Raw genomic sequence first — 22931 nt, forward strand, 5'->3', positions numbered from 1 at the left:
GCCTACTCCTCGTCGAAATGGCCCTTGCGGATGCGCCGTACCACCAGCCAGATCCCCAGCGCGACGAACGGCACGGCCGCCGCGGTGGCGGTGCCGACATCGTAATGGATCCCCGCCGCCTCGGCCCGCGCGTGCAGTCCCTCCAGCACATAGTGCAGCAGGCTGATCACGTAATAGGAGATGGCGGCAACGGAGAGCCCCTCGACCGTCTGCTGCAAGCGCAGCTGCAACCGGGCGCGCTTGTTCATGCTGTGCAGCAGATCGCGGTTCTGCTGCTCCAGTTCGACGTCGACGCGGGTACGCAGCAGGTTCGCCGCGCTGCTGAGCTTGACCGACAGATTGGCCTGGCGCTGCTCGATCGCCTGGCAGGTGCGCATCGCCGGCTGCAACCGGCGCAGCAGGAATTGCTGCCAGGTCGGATAGCCGGAAATGGTCCGCTCGCCGATGGCGCGCAGGCGCGAGTTGACGATTTCCTCATAGGCGCGGGTGGCGCCGAAGCGGAACAGCGAGGCCGCCGCGTCCGCCTCCAGCTCGGAGGCGAGCGAGGTCAGCGCGTCCAGCAGCTTGTTGTTCGCCGCCAGCCCTTCGGTCTGGCGCATCTCCTCGGTCAGCGCGCCGAGCTGGTTCTCGATGCGCGCCACCGTCGGGGCGAGGCGCTGCGCCTCCGGCAGGCCGAGCAAAGCGAGCGTGCGATAGGTCTCGATCTCCAATACCCGCTGGACCAGCGCGCCGGCCGCGTCCGGCGTCATGCCGCGATCGCGCACCAGGATGCGCACGAAGCCGGACGGATCGGGCTGGAAGTCGGTCGCGACCTCCGCGAAGCCGTCCTCCACATCCGAGCGGGCGAGGCTGGAACGGTCGAACAGCCGGTCGAGCGGCAACGCATCGGCGGTATCGGTGACGAGCTGCAGGTCGACCGCCACCAGCAACGGACCCGGCTGGGGCACCTGCAGCAGCGTGTCGGCCAGCGCACCCGACGGGGGATGGAAGGGGAGCCCGCCCTCGACCAGATCCTCGGCCGGCAGCTCCCAGGTATAGGTGGTGAACTCGGCGTGGCGTTCCCAGCGCACCACCGCGCCGCCGAAGCTCACGCGGTGCTGCTTGGCCTCGCGACCCGGCCCGGACTGGCCGCGCGACGCGCACAGCGCGGCAAAGGCCGCCCGGTCGGCGATGGCCTGCTCGCGATCGACCAGGAAAGCGACATGGAGGATGCGCGCCGGCGTAGAGACGGGCACGAAGGGGCGCGCATGAAGCTCGGCAAGCACCGGCGCGCGGAGCGGATGATCGTAGAAGGCCCGCACCTTGGGCAAAGCCGGCTCTCGGGATCTACTGGCATTCGACGTCACGACACGTGTGCTCCCTCGTCGCCGGGCGGCAATGCGCTTGTGCCGGCGAGACACTTCCCGGCCGGATGACATCCACGCTGGAACCGCGGACGGCCCAACTGGGTTGCATGCGGACAGCAGGCTGGCAAGACCAACGCGCCGACCTGCCGCAGCCGCGTCCATACGGCCTTGCCTAGCAAAGCCCGGATTGCAGCTGTTGCCAATTCGCATCAGCCCTGTGAGGAAGCTGGAGCGAATCAAAATTCGTTTGCGTTGCCGAACATGGCAGATGCATGAAGGTGGTTAGTCTTTTCGGGATTCGTGACATGAAGTTCGCGCGGGCTCTGGGTTTTAGCGTCATCGCCGTCGTCGCTCTGGCACTCGCCGCGACCGTCTCCACCTCAGCCGAGGCACAGACCCGCAAGCCGCCGCAGGTGCGCGTCTATCTGCTGCGCGGTCTCGCCAACATCTTCTCCTTCGGCATGGACGATCTTGCGACCAAGCTGAACGCGCGCGGCATCAAGGCCACCGTGCATTCCTATGTCGACTGGCAGACCTTGAGCGCCGTCGCGGCGGAGGAGGCGGCCGCCGGCAAGCGCCGCCCGACGCCCGTGGTCATCATCGGCCATTCGCTGGGCGCCGACGCCGCGGTCTATATGGGCAACAAGGTCAGCGGCTCCGGCATTCCCGTTCCGCTCGTCGTCACCTTCGATCCGGTGACGCCGACCACCGCCTCGGCCAAGATCGGCAAGGTGGTGAACTATTATCAGGCCGGCGGCTCCGGCAAGGCGGTGTCCGGTCCGCGCGTCGAGAATATCGACCTCACCGGCCAAGGCTCGCTCAGCCATTTCAATATCGAGAAAGCTGCCAACCTGCACCAGCGTGTCATCGCCATGATCGAGGCACCGGTCCGCAAGCCGGTCCGTCGCCCCGCTCCGGCGCCGCAGGTTGCCGCGCCGACCGCCGCCGCCACGCCGGCGACCGAGACCGCCGCCGCCCCGGGCACGGCGGTTGCCGTACCCGCCGTGGTGCGCGCCCCGAACTGAGGGCGCCCGGCTTTCGTGGCCTCGCTCAGGCGGGCACCACGGAGAACACCACGAAGGTGTGCAGTTCGCCGTCCTCGTCGCGCAGCGAGACATATTCGCCCGGCGTGAAGGCATGGTCGGCGAAGCGATAGCCGGCCTCGTCGTCATCGCTGTCGCCGGCCTCATAGTCGAACACCCAGGTCGACCCGCCGGCGCCGCCGGCGCGATGCACGAGCATGCCGTTCTCCGGCGCGTCATTGCCCCAGAAGCGCGTGACGGTGCACGCATCGCGCTGGCTCCTCCAGCTCTCGAGATCGATGTGGCCGCGCTCGTCCAGCGGCGCCACGAACTCGTAGCCGTGCCGGGCGCTGCCTTCCGGGAAATCCTTCGAGCGGGCCAGATGGAGGCGGATGCGCTGGAGCGCGATGGCGGCGACGTCGTTCATGCGTGTCTCCCTTGTCTCGACCGGGCGGATTGTACCGCAGCCTTATGCCGGCCAATGCTTATGCGCACTGAAATGCGCCCTGCCTTGATGCCGCGCAAGGGCGCGCCGCGACCTGTCGGACGCGGGGGCACGAGCGAGACGCGGCCGGGGCGACATCGATTGACGTGTCTCCCCCTCGGATGCGGGTCCATGCCAACTGAATTGGCCATTGGTCTAGTTTTTTTACCATAGGCGCGCTAACTGCTTTTCCCTAGAATGGCTCGAAAGCAAAAGAGCAACGTTCGGGAACAGGAGGAACGCCATGTCCGGTCTCGTCATGCCGGCGCCGAAGGCCGATGTGCTCGCCCGCAGGGCCGAGATCATCGCCGCGCTGCGCGCGATCGTGCCCGGCGAGGGCGTGATCGACACCGAGACGGAGATGCGTCCCTTCGAGAGCGATGGCGTCACTGCCTATCGCCAGCTCCCGCTCGCGGTCGTGCTGCCCTCCACCACCGAGCAGGTCTCGAAAGTGCTGGCCTATGCCAATGCCAACGGCATCCCGGTGGTGCCGCGCGGCGCCGGCACCTCGCTGTCGGGCGGCGCGCTGCCGCTGGCGGACGGCATCCTGCTCGGCATGGGCAAGTTCAACCGCATCCTCGACATCGATTTCGACAACCGCGCCGTCGTCGCCCAGCCGGGCGTCACCAATCTCGGCATCACCACGGCGGTCGCCCATAACGGCTTCTATTACGCGCCCGACCCCTCCTCGCAGATCGCCTGCACCATCGGCGGCAATGTCGGCGAGAACTCGGGCGGCGTGCACTGCCTGAAATACGGCCTGACGACGAACAACGTGCTGGGCGTCGAGATGGTGCTGATCACGGGCGAGATCATCCGCCTGGGCGGCAAGCACCTCGATTCCGGCGGGCTCGATCTCCTGGGCCTCATCGTCGGTTCGGAAGGGCTGCTCGGCGTCGTCACCGAGGTCACGGTGCGGATCCTGAAGAAGCCGGAAACCGCGCGCGCCGTGCTGCTGGGCTTCCCCTCCTCCGAGGCGGCGGGCGCCTGCGTCGCCGCCATCATCGCCGCCGGCATCATTCCCGGCGGCATGGAGATGATGGACCGCATGATGGTCCATGCCGCCGAGGCCTTCCTCGGCGCGGGCTATCCGCTCGACGTCGAGGCGCTGCTCATCGTCGAGCTGGACGGGCCCGAAGCGGAGGTGAACCACCTGATCGACCGCGTCGCCGAGATCGGCAACGGGCTCGGCTGCATGACGCTGCGCGCCTCCACCAGCGAGGAGGAGCGCGTCGCCTTCTGGGCCGGGCGCAAGGCCGCCTTCCCGGCGGTGGGGCGCATCTCGCCGGACTATCTCTGCATGGACGGCACCATCCCGCGCAAGGCGCTCCCCGAGGTGCTGAGCCGCATGGAGCAGATGTCTGCGAGGTACGGCCTGCGCTGTGGCAACGTCTTCCATGCCGGCGACGGCAATCTGCACCCGCTGATCTGCTACGACGCCAACAAGCCGGGCGAGCTGGAGAAGGCCGAAGCCTTCGGCGCCGACATATTGCTGCTCTGCGTCGAGGTCGGCGGCGTGCTGACCGGCGAGCACGGCGTCGGGGTGGAGAAGCGGGACCTCATGCCCTCCATGTTCAACGAGGTCGACCTCGCGCACCAGCAGAGGCTGAAATGCGCCTTCGATCCGGAGGCCCTGCTCAACCCCGGCAAGGTGTTCCCGGTGCTGCACCGCTGCGCCGAACTCGGGCGCATGCATGTGTCGGGCGGCAAGCTGCCCTTCCCCGACATTCCGCGGTTCTGAGCGCTCCCCCTGATGACAACGCTCCTCGTCCGCAACGCCACCGTTCTCGTCACCATGGACGGCGCCCGCCGCGAGATCGCCGGCGGCGGGCTGTTCGCGCGCGACGGGATGATCGAGGCGGTCGGGCCGACCGAAGCCCTGCCAACTACCGCCGACACGGTGCTCGACCTCGCCGGCCATGTGGTGCTGCCCGGCCTCGTCAACTGCCACCACCATCTCGACCAGACACTGACCCGCAACCTGCCCGCGGCGCAGAACGTCAACCTGTTCCGCTGGCTCAAGGCACATTACCGGCTGTGGGCGGCACGCACGCCGGAAGCCTCGCGCACCGCCACGCTGGTCGGCCTCGCCGAACTCGCGCTCACCGGCTGCACCACCGCCTTCGACCATGCCTATGTGTTCCGCAATGGCTGCAAGGTCGACGACCAGATCGCGGCGGCGCGCGAGATCGGCCTGCGCTTCATGGTCTCGCGCGGGTCGATGTCCCTCGGCCAGTCCCGCGGCGGCCTGCCGCCCGACGACTGCGTCGAGGACGAGGACGACATTCTCACCGATTCCGAGCGCGTCATCACCCGCTATCACGACCCTGCCGCCGGCTCGCTCCTGCAGATCGCCCTCGCCCCCTGCTCGCCCTTCTCGGTGACGCCGGAGCTGATGCGCGACAGCGCAGCGCTGGCGCGGGCCAGGAGCGTGCGGCTGCATACGCATCTGGCCGAGACCGTCGACGAGGAGCGCTTCACGCTGGAGCGTTTCGGCAAGCGGCCCGTCGCCTATATGGAGGAACTTGGCTGGCTCGGCGACGATGTGTGGTTCGCCCATGCCGTCCACGTGAACGCGCACGAGATCGGCTGCTTTGCCGGTGCTGGCGTCGGCGTCTGCCATTGCCCCTCTTCCAACATGCGGCTCGCCTCCGGCATTGCGCCAGTGAAGGCCTATCGGCGCGCCGGGGTGAAGGTCGGCCTCGGCGTCGACGGCTCGGCCTCCAATGACGGCAACAACATGCTGGCCGAGGCGCGGCAGGCCATGCTGCTGGCGCGGCTCCAGATCAGCCTGCGCCCGCCCGAGGGGCCGGACACCGCGCTCTCTACTTCCGATCCTTCGCGCGATGGCGAATGGATGAGCGCGCGCGAGGCGCTGGAACTCGCCACGCTGGGCGGCGCCGCGGTGCTGGGGCGCAGCGACATCGGCGCGCTTGAGCCGGGACGATGCGCCGATTTTTTCGCGCTGCGGCTCGACGACGTCGCCTTTGCCGGCGGCCTGTCCGATCCGGTGGCCGCCGCGATCTTCTGCACCCCCGGCCGCGCCGCCTTCACCGTGGTGCACGGGCGCCCGATCGTCGCCCATGGCGAGATCGTCACCATCGATTTGCCGGCCGTCATCGCCGAGCACAACACGCATGCCGCGCGGCTCGCCGCGCTTTCGGGAGTTGCCTGAGATGAGCGACCGTCTTTGCCCACGCGATGAGGCCGAGGTCGTCGAAACGATCCGCTGGGCGGTCTCGCAGGGTCGCACGCTGGATGTTGCCGGCAGCCGCTCCAAGGCGGCGCTGGGCCGCCATATCCAGACCGATGTCACGCTGGAGCTCTCCGCGCTCTCGGGCGTCACGCTCTACGAGCCGGAAGAGCTGGTGCTGAGTGCCAAAGCGGGCACAAGGGTGGCCGAGATCGAGGCGCTGGTCGCCGCCTCCAACCAGATGCTGGCCTTCGAGCCGATGGATTTCGGCCCGCTGCTCGGCCAGCCCGCCGGCGGCGGCACGCTGGGCGGGCTGATGGCCTGCAATCTCGCCGGCCCGCGCCGGCCGAGCGCGGGCGCGGCGCGCGACCATGCGCTGGGGCTGCGCGCCGTCTCCGGCCGGGGCGAGGCGTTCAAAGCCGGCGGGCGGGTGGTGAAGAACGTTACCGGCTACGACCTGCCGCGCGGGCTGGCCGGCTCGCACGGCACCTTCGCCGCCTTCACCGAACTCACCATCAAGGTGCTGCCGCGCCCCGAGACGGTGGAAACGCTGCTGATCCTCGGTCTCGACGACGCCGCTGCCGCCGGCGCGATGAGCGCGGCGGTCGGCTCCTATTACGACGTCTCCGGCGCCGCCCATGTGCCGGCCGACATCGCCGCCCTGATGCCCGCTGTCGCCGGCATCGGCAAAAGCGTCACCGCGCTGCGGCTGGAAGGCGTGCAGCCCTCCATCCTGCATCGGCGCGGCAAGCTGGAAGCGCTGCTGGGGCCGCGCGGCGAGCTCTCCTTCCTCGATGCGGTAGCCTCGCTCGCCTTCTGGCGGGCGCTGCGCGACGTCGAGCCCTTCGCGCTGCCCGACGGCGGCAATCTCGACACGGCCAGGGCGATCTGGCGCGTCTCGGTCGCGCCGATGCAGGGATCCGCCATCGGCGCGGTCGTGCGGGAAGCCGGCGCACGCTGCTTCTATGACTGGGCGGGCGGCCTCGTCTGGATCGAAATGCCGGCCGCCGAGCCGCATGCCGGCCTGGTCCGTGGCGCGGTGGCGGCGGCGGGTGGCGGCCAATCGGGCGGTCACGCGACGCTGATCCGCGCCTCCGCGCCGGCGCGCGCGGCGCAGGACGTGTTCCAGCCGCTCGACCCGATCACCGGCGCGCTGGTGAGGCGGATGAAGGACGGTTTCGACCCGGCGCGGGTGCTGAGCCCCGGCCGCATGTATGCGGGAGTGTGAGCGATGCAGACCAATTTCTCCCTGGCGCAGCTCGCCGATCCGCAGGTCGCCCGCTCCGAGCAGGTGCTGCGCGCGTGCGTGCATTGCGGCTTCTGCACCGCCACCTGCCCGACCTATGTGCTGCTGGGCGACGAGCTGGATTCGCCGCGCGGGCGCATCTACCTGATCAAGGAGATGCTGGAGAACGACCGGCCGGCGACGGTGGAGGTCGCCCGCCATGTCGACCGCTGCCTCTCCTGCCTGTCCTGCATGACGACCTGTCCGTCGGGCGTGCACTACATGCACCTGATCGACCATGCCCGCGACCATGTCGAGAAGACCTATGAGCGCCCGCTGATCGACAGGCTGACCCGCGCGCTGCTGGCGCGCGTGCTGCCGAGCCGTAGCCTGTTCCGCCTCGCCATTGGCGGCGCGATGCTGGCGCGGCCCTTCGCCTCCCTGTTCGAGGGCGTGCCGGCCCTGCGCCCCATCGCCGCCATGCTGAGGCTGGCCCCGGCCCGCCCGGCGACCCGCTCGCCCCACGAGAAGCAGCGCCGCTTCCCCGCGAACGGCCCGCGCCGCGCCCGCGTCGCCCTGCTGGACGGTTGCGCCCAGCCAGTGCTGCGCCCGGCGATCGACGAGGCGGCGATCCGCCTGCTCAACCGCCTCGGCGTCGAGATCGTGCGGCCCGAAGGCGGGGGCTGCTGCGGCTCGCTCACCCACCACATGGGCAAGGAGGAGCCCGCGCTCGCCAATGCGCGCGCCAATGTCGACGCCTGGATGCGCGAGATCGAGGGCGAGGGGCTGGACGCCATCATCGTCACCACCTCCGGCTGCGGCACCACGATCAAGGATTACGGCCATATGCTGCGCACCGACCCCGCCTATGCCGAACGCGCGGCCAGGGTCTCGGCGCTCGCCAAGGATGTGAGCGAGTTCCTCGCCGAGCGCGAACTGCCCCCCGCCGTCATCCCCGCCGGCATCCGCGTCGCCTATCATTCGGCCTGCTCGCTGCAGCACGGCCAGCGCGTGCGTACCGCGCCGAAGACGCTGCTCGCCTCCGTCGGCTTCACCGTGCTGGAGCCCGCCGAGGGGCACCTGTGCTGCGGCTCGGCCGGCACCTACAACATTCTCCAGCCGGAGATCGCCGGGCGCCTGCGCGCCCGCAAGGTCGCCAATATCGAGCGCACCGAGCCGGAGATCATCGCCGCCGGCAATATCGGCTGCATGACGCAGATCGGCGGCGGGACGGCGATCCCGGTGGTGCACACGGTGGAACTCATCGACTGGGCGACCGGTGGGCCGGTCCCGGACGGCGTCGCGGGCGTGCGCGCAGCCGCCTGACAGAGAGGCGCGGGGGCGGTTATGATCGCCGCCCGCGCCCTGTTGCAGGTTTCCCGATGACCCTTCCCCGCCTTCTCGTGCTGTCGCTCGGCGGCACCATCACCATGACGCCTTCCGCCAGCGGCGGCATTGCCCCGACGCTGGGCGCCGCCGAGCTGGTGGCGGCGGTGCCGGGTCTTGCAGACGTGGCCGAGATCGAGGCGCGCTCGCCCTTCCGGGTCGGCAGTTCCTCGCTCACCATCGCCAACATCCTTGCCGTCGCGGCCGACATCCGCGCGGCCTTCGCCAGCGGCGCCGACGGCGCCGTCGTGGTGCAGGGCACAGACACGATCGAGGAGACCGCCTTCATCCTCGATCTGGTGGTGCGCGACGCGCGGCCGGTCGTGGTGGTCGGCGCCATGCGCGGACCGCAACAGCCGGGCGCGGACGGGCCGGCCAATCTGCTCGCCGCCGCCCTCGTCGCGGCGAGCCCGCAGGCGCGTGGCCTCGGCACGCTGGTGGTGCTCAACGACGAGATTCATGCCGCCCGCTTCGTTCGCAAGGCGCACACCAGCCTCACCTCGGCCTTCGTCTCCGACAATGCCGGCCCGCTCGGCCTCATTGCGGAAGGTCGGCCGCGCTTGCTGGCCCGGCTCGCCCCGGCGGAGCTGCCGCCGCTTGAGGGGACGGGAGACGACATTCCGCCGGTCGCCCTGATCAAGGTCGCCATGGGCGAGGATGGCCGCCTCATCCGGGCGGTGCCCGGCCTCGGCTATGCCGGCCTCGTCATAGAGGGCGCCGGCGCCGGCCATGTGCCGGCGGCTGTCGCGGAGATCGTCGGCGAGGTCGCAGCGCAGATTCCCGTGGTGCTCGCCAGCCGCACCCTTGCCGGCCCCGCCTTCGAGCGGACCTATGGCTATCCCGGCTCGGAGATCGACCTCATCGGCCGCGGCGCGCTGTCCGGCGGGTTCCTCTCCGGGCTGAAGGCGCGCCTACTTCTCACCCTGGCGCTGCGCGCCGGCTGGGACCGCGCGGCGCTCAAGGCCGGGTTTGCCGCCTTCGGCTAGGGCTTCTAGGACGAGCCGATGAGAATGCCGGCGGCCAGCACCAGCAGGCCGCCCAGCACCACCTGCACGATCGCCGAGGTGAACGGCGTCTCCATGTAGCGCGTGCGGACATAAGCGATGGCGGCGAGTTCGAAGGCGACGATGACGCCGGCCACCGCCGTGGCGGTCCAGAAATCCGGGATGAGGTAGGGCAGGGTGTGGCCGAGGCCGCCCAGCACCGTCATCACGCCGCAGGCGATGCCGCGCGGCCAGGGGCTGCCGCGCCCGGTGATCTCGCCATCGTCGGACAGCGCCTCGGTGAGGCCCATGGAGATGCCGGCGCCGATGGAGGCGGCAAGGCCGACCAGGAAGGCGGCCCATGAATCCTGCGTGGCGAACGCGGCGGCGAAGATCGGCGCCAGCGTCGAGATGGAACCGTCGATGAGGCCGGCGAGGCCTGGCTGGACGATCTGCAGCACGAAGATGCGGTGGGCGGTGGCGTCCTCGGCCTCCTTGGCGCCGCCGGTCTCGATCGCCCCGCCGAGTTCCTGCGCCAGCGTCTCATGCACGCTCTCGGCCTCGGCGAGGTCGGCCAGCAGCTTGCGCGTGTCGGCATCACGGGCGCGCTCGGCGGCCTTGATGTAGAATTGCTGCGCCTCGTATTCCATCATCTCGGCCTGCTGGCGCACCGCGTCGATGCGCAGCGTCTCCAGCAGCCAGATCGGATTGCGCTTGAGGAAGCCCTTCACGTCCTGCCGGGTGATATAGGGCAATTCGCCGCCGAACTTGCGCGTGAAGAGTTCGTGCAGGGCGTGGCGATGGCCCTTCTCCTCCTCCGCCATGCGCTCGAACATCTGCGCGGTCGCGGGATAGTCCGCCTTCACCCGGTTGGCGAACTGGAGGTAGATGCGCGCATCCTCCTCCTCGTTGGAGATGGCGAGGGCGAGGATTTCCGCCTCGGTGAGGTCGGCGAAGCGTTTCATCGGTGGTGTCCGGCAACCTGATTAGAATTACTCTAATCTTGTTCACCGAAGCTGTCGATTAGCTGTCAGTCGCAGCCGCCATGCGTCAGGGGAATGGGTTCCCCAAACGAAACGGGGCGCCCGAAGGCGCCCCGCTGGAATTTGGCCTGGAACTTGGCAAAGCCGCGGCCGATCACTCGGCGGCGCCGGCCTCGGTTTCCTCGGACTTGCCCTTGGCCTCGAGGTCCTCGCCGGTCGCCTGGTCGACGACCTTCATGGACAGGCGGGTCTTGCCGCGCTCGTCGAAGCCGAGCAGCTTGACCTTGACCTTGTCGCCTTCCTTGACGACGTCGGACGGCTTGGCGACGCGCTCCTTGGCGAGCTGCGAGACGTGCACGAGGCCGTCCTTGGCGCCGAAGAAGTTCACGAAGGCGCCGAAGTCGACGACCTTGACCACGGTGCCCTCATAGATCTGGCCGACTTCCGGCTCGGAAGCGATCGACTTGATCCAGTTCAGCGCCGCCTTGATCGACTCGCCCGAGGCGGAGGCGACCTTCACGGTGCCATCGTCCTCGATGTTGATCTTGGCGCCGGTCTTCTCGACGATCTCGCGGATCACCTTGCCGCCCGAACCGATCACTTCGCGGATCTTGTCGACCGGGATCTGGATCACCTCGATGCGCGGGGCATGCTCGCCGAGTTCGGCGCGGGCGCCGGTCAGCGCCTTGCTCATCTCGCCGAGAATGTGCGCGCGGCCACCCTTCGCCTGCTCGAGGGCGACCTTCATGATCTCCTCGGTGATGCCGGCGATCTTGATGTCCATCTGCAGGGCAGTGACGCCCTTGTCGGTGCCGGCCACCTTGAAGTCCATGTCGCCGAGGTGATCCTCGTCGCCGAGGATGTCGGACAGCACGGCGAACTTCTCACCCTCGAGGATGAGGCCCATGGCGATGCCCGCGACCGGACGGCGCAGCGGCACGCCGGCATCCATCAGCGCCAGCGAGGTGCCGCAGACGGTCGCCATGGAGGAGGAGCCGTTCGACTCCAGGATCTCCGAGACGGCGCGCAGCGTGTAGGGGAACTCGTGCGCGGGCGGCAGGATCGGCCGGATGGCGCGCCAGGCGAGCTTGCCGTGGCCGATTTCGCGGCGGCCGGGCGAACCCATGCGGCCGGTCTCACCCACCGAGAAGGGGGGGAAGTTGTAGTGCAGCAGGAAGCGCTCCTTGTAGGTGCCTTCCAGGCTGTCGATGAACTGCTCGTCCTCGCCGGTGCCGAGCGTCGCGACCACGAGGGCCTGCGTCTCGCCGCGGGTGAACAGCGAGGAGCCATGGGCGCGCGGCAGCACGCCGACCTCGGAGACGATCGGACGGACGGTCTTGGTATCGCGGCCGTCGATGCGGATGCCATCGTCGAGGATGGTCCAGCGCACGATCTTGGCTTCGAGCTCCTTGAGCACCTCGCCGAGCACCTGCGCATCCGGCACGTCCTTGCCCTCGGCGGCGAGCGCGGCGTAATGCGCCTTGGCCTTGGACTTGGCGTTGCCGACCGCCTCGTAGCGGTCCTGCTTGCGGGCGATCTTGTAGGCGGCGCGCAGATCGGCCTCGATCAGGCCGCGCAGTTCGGCCTCGAGGGCCGAGTGGTCCGGAGCGGCGAAGTCGCGGGGCTCCTTGGCGGCCTTCTCGGCGAGGCGGATGATCGCGTCGATCACCGGCTGGAAATGGCGGTGGCCGAACATGACGGCGCCGAGCATCACTTCCTCGGACAGCTCCTTGGCCTCGGACTCGACCATGAGCACGGCGTCGGCGGTGCCGGCGACCACGAGGTCGAGCGCGGATTCCTTCACCTCGTCGACGGTCGGGTTCAGCACATACTCATTGTCGATGAAGCCGACGCGGGCGCCACCCACCGGGCCCATGAAGGGCACGCCGGAAAGGGTGAGCGCGGCGGAGGCGGCGACCATGGCGACGACATCGGGATCGTTCTCGAGATCGTGCGAGAGCACGGTGACGACAACCTGGGTGTCGTTCTTGTAGCCTTCCGCGAAGAGCGGGCGGATCGGGCGGTCGATCAGGCGGGAGACCAGCGTCTCCTTCTCGCTCGGACGGCCTTCGCGCTTGAAGTAGCCGCCGGGAATGCGGCCGGCCGCGTAGGCCTTTTCCTGGTAGTTGACGGTGAGCGGGAAGAAGTCCTGGCCGGGCTTGGGCGCCTTGGCGGAGACGGCGGTGGCGAGCACGGTGGTGTCGCCATAGGTCGCGAGCACGGCGCCGTCAGCCTGGCGCGCCATGCGGCCGGTCTCGAGGACAAGCGTGCGCCCGCCCCAGTCGAGTTCCTCGCGGTGAATATCGAACATGTCTGTCTCTGGCTTTCCGAAGCGGGTGCCATGGGCAAGACGGCGAGAGGCTCGGGCATTCGTTCCCGTCGGGACGGGCCTGCCTCAAGCCTCTGGCGATCCTGCCATGGCGCACCGCTTCTCGTCGGTCGCGGCGAGCCCCATGCCCGCCGCTTTGCGGTCTTCGGCGTTGCGGACCATCCGCCGGCGCCGTCTTTCAAAAGACGCGAGGCCCGCGCCGAGCCGGCGCGAGCCTCGCATTGACAATCAGCGACGGATGCCCAGCCGCTGGATCAGGGACTTGTAGCGGGCTTCCTCGGTCTTCTTGAGATAGTCGAGGAGGCCGCGACGCGCCGACACCATCTTGAGCAGGCCGCGACGGGAGTGGTTGTCCTTGGCGTGGCTCTTGAAGTGGCCGGTGAGGTTGGTGATGCGCTCGGTGAGGATCGCGACCTGCACTTCGGCCGAACCGGTGTCACCCGGCTTGGTGGCGTATTCGTTGATGAGCGCCTGCTTGCGCTCGGCAGTGATCGACATCGGATCGTCCTTTCGGTTCTGACGTTGGATGTGGCGGGCGCGGTGCACACCTCCTGTGGAGGTCTGTCCGGCTATCGCCTCGCCGGTTCCGCAGTTCGGCCGGGCCGGGATGTCGTCCAGCACGGTCGAATGGCAGCGGGTCGCGCGGACGAAGGTCCGCAACGCGCGCGCAACATACACGAAAACGCCAGTCTGGCTAGCTTCATGTCCGGCGCGTTGCCATCGGCGCGACGCCACGGCAATGCGGCTTTATCCCGGTGACGTCACGTCCTCGAATGGAAGATGTCACTTGCCCGAATGGAAGATCCGCTTGGGGTGGATCTCGCCGGCCTCGGCCTCGCCGAGCGCAACGAGGCGCCCGCCGACCGTGATCGCCACCGCTCCTTCGAGGATCGGCGCGTCGCGCCCGCGCAGGATGATCGGCTGGCCATGGGCGAGCCGCGCCGCATCGGCCGGCGAGACGCGCAGCGAAGGCAGCGTGTCGAGGCCGATCGACACCGGGCGCAGCGCTTCCATCGGCGCGGCATCGTCCATCGCCTCGGAGATTTCGCGCAGCCTGGCGAGCGGCACCAGCTCCTCCTCGGCGAAGGTGCCGACGCGGGTGCGGCGCAGCGCGGAAATGTGACCGTGCGAACCCAGGCGACGACCCATGTCGCGGGCGAGCGAGCGCACATAGGTGCCCTTGCCGCATTCGGCCTCGAACACCGCATGGTCGGCGTCGGGCATCTCGACCAGCTCCAGCGAGTGCACCACGACAGGGCGCGCGGCGAGCTCGACCGCGATGCCGTCGCGGGCAAGGTCATAGGCACGCTCGCCATTGACCTTCAGGGCCGAGAACTGCGGCGGCACCTGCTCGATCTCGCCGCGGAACTCGTCGAGGATCGACAGGATCGCCGCGCGGTCGGGACGGGTGTCGCTGGTCACCACGGCCTGGCCTTCGCTGTCGTCCGTGTCGGTCTCCACGCCCCAGCGCACGGTGAAGCGATAGACCTTGCGGCCGTCCATGACGAAGGGAACGGTCTTGGTGGCCTCGCCCAGCGCGATCGGCAGGCAGCCGGAGGCGAGCGGGTCGAGCGTGCCGGCATGGCCGGCCTTCTTGGCGGAGAACAGCCACTTCACCGCGCCGACCGCCTGGGTCGAGGTCATGCCGACCGGCTTGTCGAGCAGCACCCAGCCGTCGAGGTCGCGCTTGGGCCGGCGCTTCTTCTCGGGACGGGCGACCGGCGCCGCATCGATGACGGCCTCGCCGGCGGCGTCGGGCAGCGTCTCCTCGATGAGCGCCTTCTGGGCGAAGGGGGCGTTCATTTCTCGTCCTCTTGATCGTTGTCCTGGTCGTCCGCCGGCTCGGCCTTGTCGAGATCACGCTGCACCTGCGGCAGGCGCAGCAGCGCGTCGATGCGGTCGCCTTCCTCGAAGGAGGTGTCGATACGGAAGCGCAGCTCCGGCACGAATTTCAGTTCCACCCGGCGCGCGATCTCGCCGCGCAGCGGCTTGGCATTGGTCGCCAGCGCGGCGATCGCCGCCTTGGGATCCTTGCCGCCGAGCGGCATGACGTAGCAGGTGGCGATCTTCAGGTCCGGGCTCATGCGGACCTCGGGAACCGTGATCAGCACCTTGGTCAGCGCCGGATCGGCCATATCGCCGCGCGCCAGGATCTGGGAGAGCGCATGGCGCACCAGTTCGCCCACGCGCAGCTGGCGCTGGCTCGGGCCCGCGCCCGAACTCGCTTTGTTCTTCATAATGCACAAACCTTCATGGCCCTCGCCGGAACACCGGAGCGACAGGGCCGGCCTCGACCGGAGCGAGCGGGCTTGGACCGCTCATTCCCGTGGAAATCCGCACCCCGGCGAGGGGCGCGGGCGCTCCCCGCATACGGGGAGCGCGATGCTCAGAGCGTGCGCTGCACGACCTCGACGCGGTAGCATTCGATGACGTCGCCGGCGCGCATGTCCTGGTAGTTCTCGAACGACATGCCGCACTCCTGGCCGGACTGCACCACGTTGACCGCATCCTTGAAGCGGTTGAGCGTGGCGAGCTTGCCTTCGTGGATCACCACGTTGTCGCGGATCAGGCGGACATGCTGGCCGCGCTCGACGATGCCGTCGGTGACCAGGCAGCCGGCCACCTTGCCCACCTTGGAGACCGCGAAGATCTCCTTGATGAGCGCGTTGCCGAGCATGGTCTCGCGGTTGATCGGCGCGAGCAGGCCGCCCATCGCCGCCTTCACGTCATCCACCAGGTCGTAGATGATGTTGTAGTAGCGGATCTCGATGCCGGCACGGTCGGCGGCGTCGCGGGCTTCCTTGTTGGCACGCACGTTGAACGCGATGATCGCCGCGCCGGCCGTCTCGGCCAGCGTCACGTCGCTCTCGTTCACGCCGCCCGCGCCGGAGTGGATGATGCGGGCCTGCACCTCGTCGGTGCCGAGCTTCTCCAGCGAGGAGATGATCGCCTCGACCGAACCCGACACGTCGCCCTTGATGATGAGCGGGAATTCCTTCCGGCCGGCCGTCTTGGCCTGGCTCATCATCTGCTCCAGCGAGCCGCGGACGGTGGCGGAACGAGCCGCCGCCTTCTCGCGCTTCTGGCGCTGGCGATAGTCGGTGATCTCGCGGGCACGGGCTTCGCTCTCGACCACCGCGAGGCGGTCGCCCGCCTCCGGCGTGCCGTTGAAGCCGAGCACCTCGACCGGGAAGGACGGACCCGCCCCGGCGACGTTCGCGCCCTTGTCGTCGATCAGCGCGCGCACGCGGCCGAACTCCGCGCCGGCGACGACGATGTCGCCGACATGCAGCGTGCCGCGCTGCACCAGCACGGTCGCGACCGGACCGCGGCCACGGTCGAGCTTGGCCTCGATGACCGTGCCTTCCGCGTCGCGGTTCGGGTTGGCCTTGAGGTCGAGCACTTCCGCCTGGAGGGTGATGGCCTCCAGCAGCTTGTCGAGATTGGTCTGCGCCTTGGCCGACACCTCGACTTCGAGCGTGTCGCCGCCGAGGCTTTCGACCTGCACTTCGTGCTGCAGCAGCTCGGCGCGCACGCGCTCCGGCTTGGCATCGGGCTTGTCGATCTTGTTGATCGCCACGATCAGCGGCACCTTGGCGGCGCGCGCGTGATGGATCGCCTCGATCGTCTGCGGCATGACGCCGTCATCGGCCGCGACCACCAGCACCACGATGTCCGTCACCTTGGCGCCGCGGGCGCGCATCGCCGTGAAGGCGGCGTGGCCGGGCGTGTCGATGAAGGTCACCTTGCCGCCGAGCGGCGAGGTCACCTGATAGGCACCGATATGCTGGGTGATGCCGCCGGCTTCGCCGGAGACCACATTGGCCTTGCGGATGGCGTCGAGCAGCGAGGTCTTGCCGTGGTCGACATGGCCCATGATGGTCACGACCGGCGGGCGCGACACCAGCTCCTCGTCGGTGTCGGCCGTATCGAACAGGCCTTCCTCGACGTCGGATTCGGCGACGCGGCGCACGGTGTGGCCGAGTTCCTCGGCGATCAGCTGGGCCGTGTCGGCGTCGATCACGTCGGTGATCTTCACCATCTGGCCCTGCTTCATCAGCAGGCGGATGACGTCGACCGCGCGCTCGGCCATGCGGTTGGCGAGCTCCTGGATGGAGATCGTCTCCGGGACCGTCACTTCACGCGCGATCTTTTCCTTGGTCTCGACCTGGCGATGACCGCTCATGCGCTGGGTACGGCGACGGAAGGAGGCGACCGAACGCTGGCGCTCGTCGTCGCCCGACTGCGCGGTGACGACGGTCAGGCGACCACGGCTCTTCTCCGGCCCGGCGGCCGGGCGGGTCGGCTTGGGCGGCGTGACGGGACGCGCGGGCGCCCCGCCGGGTCCACGACGCACGGGACGACGATCGTCCTCCTCGGCGTCCATGACGACGCTACGCGGCGCGGCGACGCGCGGCGCGCCCGGCGCGGCGGCCGGTGCGGACGGGGATGCCGGCTGGCCGGCACGCGGCGCGGGAGCACTGGACGAGGGCGCCCGCGGAGCCGGCGCCCCGGCAGCAGCAGCCGGCCGCTCCTCGCCGAAGCGCTTGCGCGCCTCCTGCTCGGACTTGCGCTTGGCTTCGTCCTCGAAGGCGCGGCGAGCTTCTTCCTCGCGCTTGCGGGCCTCGGCGGCCTCGCGCTCGATCTTCTCGCGCGCCTCACGCTCGGCGCGGCGTACCGCTTCTTCCTCGGCGCGGCGACGCTCCTCGACCTCGCGCAGGCGTGCATCCTGCAGCGCGGCGGTACGGGCGCGAGCCTCTTCCTCGGTCAGCGAGCGCAGCACGACGCCGCCGGGACGCGGTCCCTGCGGAGCCGGGCGCGGGCCGGAAATATTGGCGTTCGGGGCCGGCTGGGTGCGCAGCGGCGGGCGGGCGGCGGGCGCAGGAGCCTGCGGCGCCGGACGCGGGGCCTGAGCGGAGACGGACGGTCCCGGGGAAGGAGGCGCGGACGGCGCGGCCACCGGCGCCTCGGGCTTGTCGCCCGGGCCGAGGACACGGCGCTTCACCTTCTCCACCACGACGGACTTGGACCGTCCATGGCTGAAGCTCTGGCGGACGACGCCCTGCTCGACAGGTCGCTTGAGCGTGAGGGTCTTGCCCCCCTGGCCAGCACCCTGGCCAACGCCCACCGTCTTCTCGCCCGGGTTCTTCGTATCGGTCATTCGATATCCGTTCCTCTACATTCCCACCCCTTGCGGGAATGCGTCACTTAACGTCCGCCGGCCTGCCGGAACCTCGACCGGGTGAGATCACCCCTGCCGAGCAGACGCTCCAGCTTGTTGAATCCAGGGCTCTTTCTGTGTCGCCCGAATGGTTTCATCCGGTCGGAAAGGGCTCTAGTCGGCGCGCCAGCCTTCGAGTCTTCTTACACGCGCGAGAAAACCCGCGCTGGTCGGATGCGCAAGCAGCGCAGCATGTACCACATTTGCCCGCCCGAGCGCCAAGTCCAATTGCACGCCCGGAAAGGCATCGACGCGGACGATTTCCCGCCCCGCCGCCTCACCGATCCGCCGGGCCAGCGCGTCGAGCTTGCCGGCCCCGTCGGGGGCGGCCTCGGCTGCGTGGACCAGCACGATGACCTTCTCCCCGTTGAGGGCCTCGATCACCTTCATGTTGCCCGTGACCACCCGCCCCGCCTTGTTGGCGAGGGCAAGCGCCGCGAGCGCGTCTTTTTCGAGCAAGGTTTCAACCTGCTCGATCAGGGCCGGGTCGACCCGGCCCTTGCCGCGAAACGCCCGGCCGAAGGCCTTGCGCTTGATCGCCTCGGCGAGAGCGTCCCGCCGGGCGGTAATCCAGGCGCCGCGTCCGGGAAGCCGGGCGGCGATGTCCGGCACGACCTGGCCGTCGGGCGCCAGCACGAAGCGCATAAGCTCCCCGACCGGCTTCACCGTGCGGCTGGCGAGGCAGAGCCGCGTCACGGCGCGGCGCGCCGCCTCCAGGCCGGCATCGGTTTCCTCAGCCACGGATGGCTCGGCGACCGACGGATCAGCCCCCTCTCCATCACGCGATGCCGTCTCGCCCTGCACCGGCCGTCCGCTCCCCTGCTCGTAGCCCCGGGCCCGATCAGCCCTGGGCCTCGTCGGCCTCGGTCTCGTCCGTCTCTTCGGCGGCAACCTCGGGCGCCTCGATCCAGCCGGCCTTGACGCGGGCCTGCATGATCATCGCCTCGGCATCCTCGCGGGAAATCTGGAAACCCTCCAGAGCGCCAGCGATGCGGACGGTCTCGCCGTCCTTGCGTTCGGTCCAGCCGACGAGATCGTCGGTGGCGCAGCCGGCGAGGTCCTCGACCGACTTGATGTCGTTCTCGCCGAAGGCCACCAGCATGGGCGAGGTGACGCCCGGCACTTCGCGCAGCTCGTCGGCGACGCCGAGCTCGATGCGGCGGGCGTCGAGATCGGCCTCGACCTGCGCCAGATGGCTCAGGGCGCGATTCTGCAGTTCCTGCGCCGTGTCCTCGTCGAAGCCCTCGATGCTGGCGAGTTCGTTCAGCGGGACATAGGCAAGCTCCTCAAGCGTCGAGAAGCCTTCGGAGGCGAGCAGCTGGCCCATCATCTCGTCGAGGTCGAGCGCCTCGGCGAACATCTTGGAGCGCTCGGCGAATTCCTTCTGGCGCCGCTCGCTCTCTTCCGCCTCGGTCATGATGTCGATGTCCCAGCCGGTGAGCTGGGAAGCGAGGCGGACATTCTGGCCGCGACGGCCGATCGCCAGGCTTAGTTGGGCATCCGGCACCACGACTTCAATACGCTCGCGGTCCTCGTCCAGCACGACCTTGACGACTTCGGCCGGGGCGAGGGCGTTGACGATGAAGGTGGCCACGTCCTGCGACCACGGAATGATGTCGATCTTCTCGCCCTGCAGCTCGTTCACCACGGCCTGCACGCGCGAGCCGCGCATACCGACGCAGGCGCCGACCGGATCGACCGAGGAATCGCGCGAGGTGACGGCGATCTTGGCGCGCGAGCCGGGGTCGCGGGCGACCGCCTTGATCTCGACGATGCCGTCGTAGATTTCCGGCACCTCCTGCGCAAACAGCTTCGCCATGAACTGCGGATGGGTGCGCGACAGGAAAATCTGCGGGCCGCGCGGCTCGCGACGCACGTCATAGACATAGGCGCGGATGCGGTCGCCGACCTTGAACACTTCGCGCGGCAGCAGCTCGTCGCGGCGCAGCGAGGCTTCGCCCCGGCCGAGATCCACGACCACATTGCCATATTCGACGCGCTTGACCGCGCCGTTGATGACCTCGCCGATGCGGTCCTTGTATTCTTCGTACTGCCGGTCGCGCTCGGCCTCGCGCACCTTCTGCACGATCACCTGCTTGGCGCTCTGCGCGGCGATGCGGCCGAAGTCGAAGGGCGGCAGCGTGTCGGCGATGGTGTCGCCGACCTGGGCCGCCGGGTTGTGGCGGCGGGCGCCGGCGATGTCGATCTCGATCGCCGAATTGTCCACCTGGTCGACGACCAGTAGATGGCGGGCGAGGCGCAGTTCGCCGGTACGCGGATTGATCTCGGCGTGGATGTCGGTCTCGGCGCCGTAGCGCGAGCGGGCCGCCTTGGCGATCGCATCTTCCATGGCGGCGATGACGATGCCCCGGTCGATCGATTTCTCGCGCGCGACCGCATCGGCGATCTGCAGGAGTTCGAGCCGGTTTGCGCTGACCACTGCCATCAGTGGATCTCCTTCGCGGTAGATTTGCGTTTGGCGTTGGACTTCTTGCCGGGCTTGGCGGCGCCCTTGGGCTTAAGGAAGGGCTTCGTCTTCTGCTTGCCGCGGATCGGCATCTTCTTCGGCGGCAGGATGCGCACGGCGACCCCTTCGCCCTCTTCCCCGGACGCGGCGTCTTCGTCGGCCGCCTCGCCGAGTTCGGAAGAGAAGTCGGCCGCGTCGATCTCGTCCTCGTCGATGCCTGCTCCCTCGCGCAGCGCCTTGTCGCTCCGCAGGGCCTCGCGAATCAGCGCCTCCGTCATGACGAGGCGGGCATCGCCGATGTCGGCTATGGGCAGGGCCACCGTATCGGGGGCCTCAGCCGGCGCGTCGGGCAGGCGCAGCAGCGCCGTGTCGCCCCTGGCGCCCAGAAGAATGCCACGGAAGCGCTTGCGGCCCTCCAGCGGCACGGCCATCTCGACCTTCACGTCATGGCCGGCCCAGCGCTCGAAATCGGAGATGCGCACCAGCGGCCGGTCGATGCCGGGCGAGGACATTTCGAGATTATAGGCGCCGGAAATCGGATCTTCGACATCCAGCACCGGCGAAATGGCGCGGCTCGCCGTCTCGCATTCGTCGATACCGAAGCCGCCATCCGGCCGCTCGGCCATGATCTGCAGGGTCGGCGGGCTGCCACCGGTGATCTTCACCCGCACCAGCCGGAAGCCGAGACCTTCCAGCACGGGCCCGACAATGCCGGCGACACGCGCCGCCGGTCCCGTCTCGGTCACGAGACGCGGTTCGTCGAGACGGCCTTCCGGCCCGCCCTGCTGGTTCGCGTCCTCTGCGATGATGTCGTTCTCGCTCATCCGTCCTGCCCGGGCATGACCTGCCCGCAATGCAAAAAGAGCGGGTCCCGGCCGGCGGAACCCACTCTCAACCGACCAGATAGTCGTTTGTGAGATAATTTGGATGCCGGCCTTATACATCCAATTATGACGCTGGCGCAAGCCGCAGGCGGAACAGCCGGTCGGCGGTTTCCCGGCGCGCATGCCGGGCGGACAGGGTCGCTTGCCGGAAAATCCCGGCCGGCGCATAAGCGCTGCATGCCTACCGCACCCGCATTCGCGCCCGAATCCGACGCCTTGACCGAGCGCGCACCCGCCAAGGTGAACCTCACCTTGCGCGTGCTAGGCCGCCGCGCGGATGGGTATCACGAATTGTCGAGCGTGGTCGCCTTCGCCGGCACGGGCGACCGGCTCAGCCTCACGCCAGGCGGCGAACTGGCGCTCGCACTTGCCGGTCCTGGCGCTCCTGTGCTGGCGGATGATGACAACAATCTCGTACTGCGTGCCGCGCGCGAGCTTGACCGCCGTGTGCCCGGCCTCGTGGCGGGGCGCTTCGGCCTCGACAAGCGACTGCCTATCGCCGCCGGGATCGGCGGCGGCTCGTCGGACGCCGCCGCCGCGCTGCGGCTGCTGGCGCGGGCGAACCATATCGCTCCCGACGATCCCCGCCTGCATGAAGCCGCGCTCGCCACCGGCTCGGACGTGCCGGCCTGCCTCTATGGCAGGAGCTGCCTCATGGCCGGGCGCGGCGAGGCGATCACCCCGCTCGACCTGCCGCGCTTCGGTGCCGTGCTGGTCAATCCGCGCGTGCCGATACCGACCGCCGAGGTTTTTCGCGCGCTGGCGCTGGCACCGGGTGCACGGCTCGCGGATGCCTCCGCCGTTCCCGCCTTCGCCTCGCGCGCCGCGATGGTGGCGTGGCTTATTGGCCAGCCGAACGATCTGGAGCCGCCCGCTCATCGCCTCGCGCCGGTACTCGACGAGGTCGCCGCCGCGCTTCGGGCGACGCCGGGTGTGCTGCTCGCGCGCATGTCGGGCTCAGGGGCCACCCTGTTCGCGCTGTATGAGGATTGCCGCGCCGCCGCCCGCGCCGCCAAGCAGGTCGCCGGCAGCCATCCTGCATGGTGGGTGAAGTCCACCATCCTCGGCTGAGGGGAATCCATGCATACCGCGCTGTTCTTCGCCGTCGCCGCCTTCTTCGAGATCGCCGGCTGCTTCGCCTTCTGGGCGGTGGTGCGCAACGGGGCGAACCCGCTCTGGCTGGCTCCGGGCGTCGTCAGCCTCATCGCTTTCGCTGGCGCGCTGACGCAGGTCGAGGCGAGCGTCGCCGGGCGCGCCTTCGCTGCCTATGGCGGGGTCTATGTCGCCGCCTCGCTGCTCTGGCTCTGGCAGGTGGAAGGCTTCCGGCCGGACCGCTGGGACATGCTGGGCGGGGCGGTCTGCCTCGCGGGAGCGGCCATCGTGGTGTTCGGCCCGAGGGCCTGAACAC

At 69.2% G+C, this 22931-nt stretch carries 19 protein-coding genes; 8 read left to right on the forward strand and 11 right to left on the reverse strand.

The window, feature by feature from the left end:
- Positions 1–2: 2 nt before the first annotated feature.
- Complete coding sequence (locus ACO2RV_RS05485) at positions 3–1310, reverse strand: DUF3422 family protein (protein WP_423290628.1); 1308 nt, start codon at positions 1308–1310, stop codon at positions 3–5.
- Between the two features lie 341 nt (positions 1311–1651).
- Here ACO2RV_RS05485 and ACO2RV_RS05490 point away from each other — a divergent pair, with 341 nt between their 5' ends.
- The gene (locus ACO2RV_RS05490; protein WP_423290630.1) at positions 1652–2371 is read left to right on the forward strand and encodes a hypothetical protein; all 720 of its coding nucleotides are present in this window, start codon (positions 1652–1654) and stop codon (positions 2369–2371) included.
- Positions 2372–2396: 25 nt separating this feature from the next.
- Here the strand turns inward: ACO2RV_RS05490 and ACO2RV_RS05495 are convergent, their stop codons facing one another.
- Positions 2397–2795, reverse strand: a complete 399-nt coding sequence (locus ACO2RV_RS05495) for a hypothetical protein (protein ID WP_423290632.1) — start codon at positions 2793–2795, stop codon at positions 2397–2399.
- 301 nt (positions 2796–3096) lie between these two features.
- Here ACO2RV_RS05495 and ACO2RV_RS05500 point away from each other — a divergent pair, with 301 nt between their 5' ends.
- The 5 genes from ACO2RV_RS05500 to ACO2RV_RS05520 are packed head-to-tail and all read left to right on the forward strand — an operon-like array spanning position 3097 to position 9642.
- Positions 3097–4593: an FAD-linked oxidase C-terminal domain-containing protein gene (locus tag ACO2RV_RS05500; RefSeq protein WP_423290634.1), complete on the forward strand. Its 1497-nt coding sequence runs from the start codon at positions 3097–3099 to the stop codon at positions 4591–4593.
- Positions 4594–4605: 12 nt separating this feature from the next.
- Positions 4606–6027 carry an 8-oxoguanine deaminase gene (locus ACO2RV_RS05505; protein WP_423290636.1) on the forward strand — a complete coding sequence of 474 codons (1422 nt, stop codon included), beginning with the start codon at positions 4606–4608 and terminating at the stop codon, positions 6025–6027.
- Position 6028: 1 nt separating this feature from the next.
- Entirely contained in the window at positions 6029–7273 is a 1245-nt protein-coding gene (locus tag ACO2RV_RS05510; RefSeq protein WP_423290638.1) for an FAD-binding protein, read from the forward strand.
- Between the two features lie 3 nt (positions 7274–7276).
- Positions 7277–8596, forward strand: coding sequence for a glycolate oxidase subunit GlcF (gene glcF, locus ACO2RV_RS05515; protein ID WP_423290640.1), 1320 nt, complete (start codon positions 7277–7279; stop codon positions 8594–8596).
- Between the two features lie 56 nt (positions 8597–8652).
- Positions 8653–9642, forward strand: coding sequence for an asparaginase (locus ACO2RV_RS05520; protein WP_423290642.1), 990 nt, complete (start codon positions 8653–8655; stop codon positions 9640–9642).
- 5 nt (positions 9643–9647) lie between these two features.
- Here the strand turns inward: ACO2RV_RS05520 and mbfA are convergent, their stop codons facing one another.
- From mbfA to rimP, 9 genes are all read right to left on the reverse strand, one after another.
- Entirely contained in the window at positions 9648–10604 is a 957-nt protein-coding gene (gene mbfA / locus ACO2RV_RS05525; protein WP_423290644.1) for an iron exporter MbfA, read from the reverse strand.
- Positions 10605–10776: 172 nt separating this feature from the next.
- The gene (gene pnp, locus ACO2RV_RS05530; RefSeq protein WP_423290646.1) at positions 10777–12933 is read right to left on the reverse strand and encodes a polyribonucleotide nucleotidyltransferase; all 2157 of its coding nucleotides are present in this window, start codon (positions 12931–12933) and stop codon (positions 10777–10779) included.
- Positions 12934–13179: 246 nt separating this feature from the next.
- Entirely contained in the window at positions 13180–13449 is a 270-nt protein-coding gene (gene rpsO, locus ACO2RV_RS05535; RefSeq protein WP_423290648.1) for a 30S ribosomal protein S15, read from the reverse strand.
- Positions 13450–13734: 285 nt separating this feature from the next.
- Positions 13735–14754: a tRNA pseudouridine(55) synthase TruB gene (gene truB / locus ACO2RV_RS05540; protein WP_423290650.1), complete on the reverse strand. Its 1020-nt coding sequence runs from the start codon at positions 14752–14754 to the stop codon at positions 13735–13737.
- Complete coding sequence (gene rbfA / locus ACO2RV_RS05545; protein WP_423290652.1) at positions 14751–15188, reverse strand: 30S ribosome-binding factor RbfA; 438 nt, start codon at positions 15186–15188, stop codon at positions 14751–14753. Before rbfA ends, truB begins: the two co-directional genes overlap by 4 nt.
- Positions 15189–15337: 149 nt before the next feature.
- Positions 15338–18112 (reverse strand): translation initiation factor IF-2, encoded by a 2775-nt coding sequence (gene infB / locus ACO2RV_RS05550; protein ID WP_423290654.1) that lies wholly within the window; start codon positions 18110–18112, stop codon positions 15338–15340.
- A gap of 174 nt (positions 18113–18286) precedes the next feature.
- Positions 18287–18976, reverse strand: a complete 690-nt coding sequence (locus ACO2RV_RS05555) for an RNA-binding protein (protein ID WP_423290656.1) — start codon at positions 18974–18976, stop codon at positions 18287–18289.
- Positions 18977–19013: 37 nt separating this feature from the next.
- On the reverse strand, positions 19014–20618 hold the full coding sequence (gene nusA, locus ACO2RV_RS05560) for a transcription termination factor NusA (protein ID WP_423290658.1): 1605 nt from the start codon (positions 20616–20618) through the stop codon (positions 19014–19016).
- Complete coding sequence (gene rimP / locus ACO2RV_RS05565; protein ID WP_423290660.1) at positions 20618–21463, reverse strand: ribosome maturation factor RimP; 846 nt, start codon at positions 21461–21463, stop codon at positions 20618–20620. The genes nusA and rimP overlap by 1 nt, the downstream gene beginning before the upstream one ends.
- Positions 21464–21700: 237 nt before the next feature.
- On the opposite strand from rimP, the gene ACO2RV_RS05570 reads away from it, so the two are divergent.
- Positions 21701–22594: a 4-(cytidine 5'-diphospho)-2-C-methyl-D-erythritol kinase gene (locus ACO2RV_RS05570; protein WP_423290662.1), complete on the forward strand. Its 894-nt coding sequence runs from the start codon at positions 21701–21703 to the stop codon at positions 22592–22594.
- Between the two features lie 9 nt (positions 22595–22603).
- A complete protein-coding gene (locus tag ACO2RV_RS05575; RefSeq protein ID WP_423290664.1) occupies positions 22604–22927 on the forward strand; it encodes a YnfA family protein in 324 nt (107 codons plus the stop codon).
- Positions 22928–22931: the final 4 nt, after the last annotated feature.

The organism is Ancylobacter sp. VNQ12 (assembly GCF_049445835.1).
In the GTDB taxonomy this organism is placed as follows: Bacteria; Pseudomonadota; Alphaproteobacteria; order Rhizobiales; family Xanthobacteraceae; genus Ancylobacter.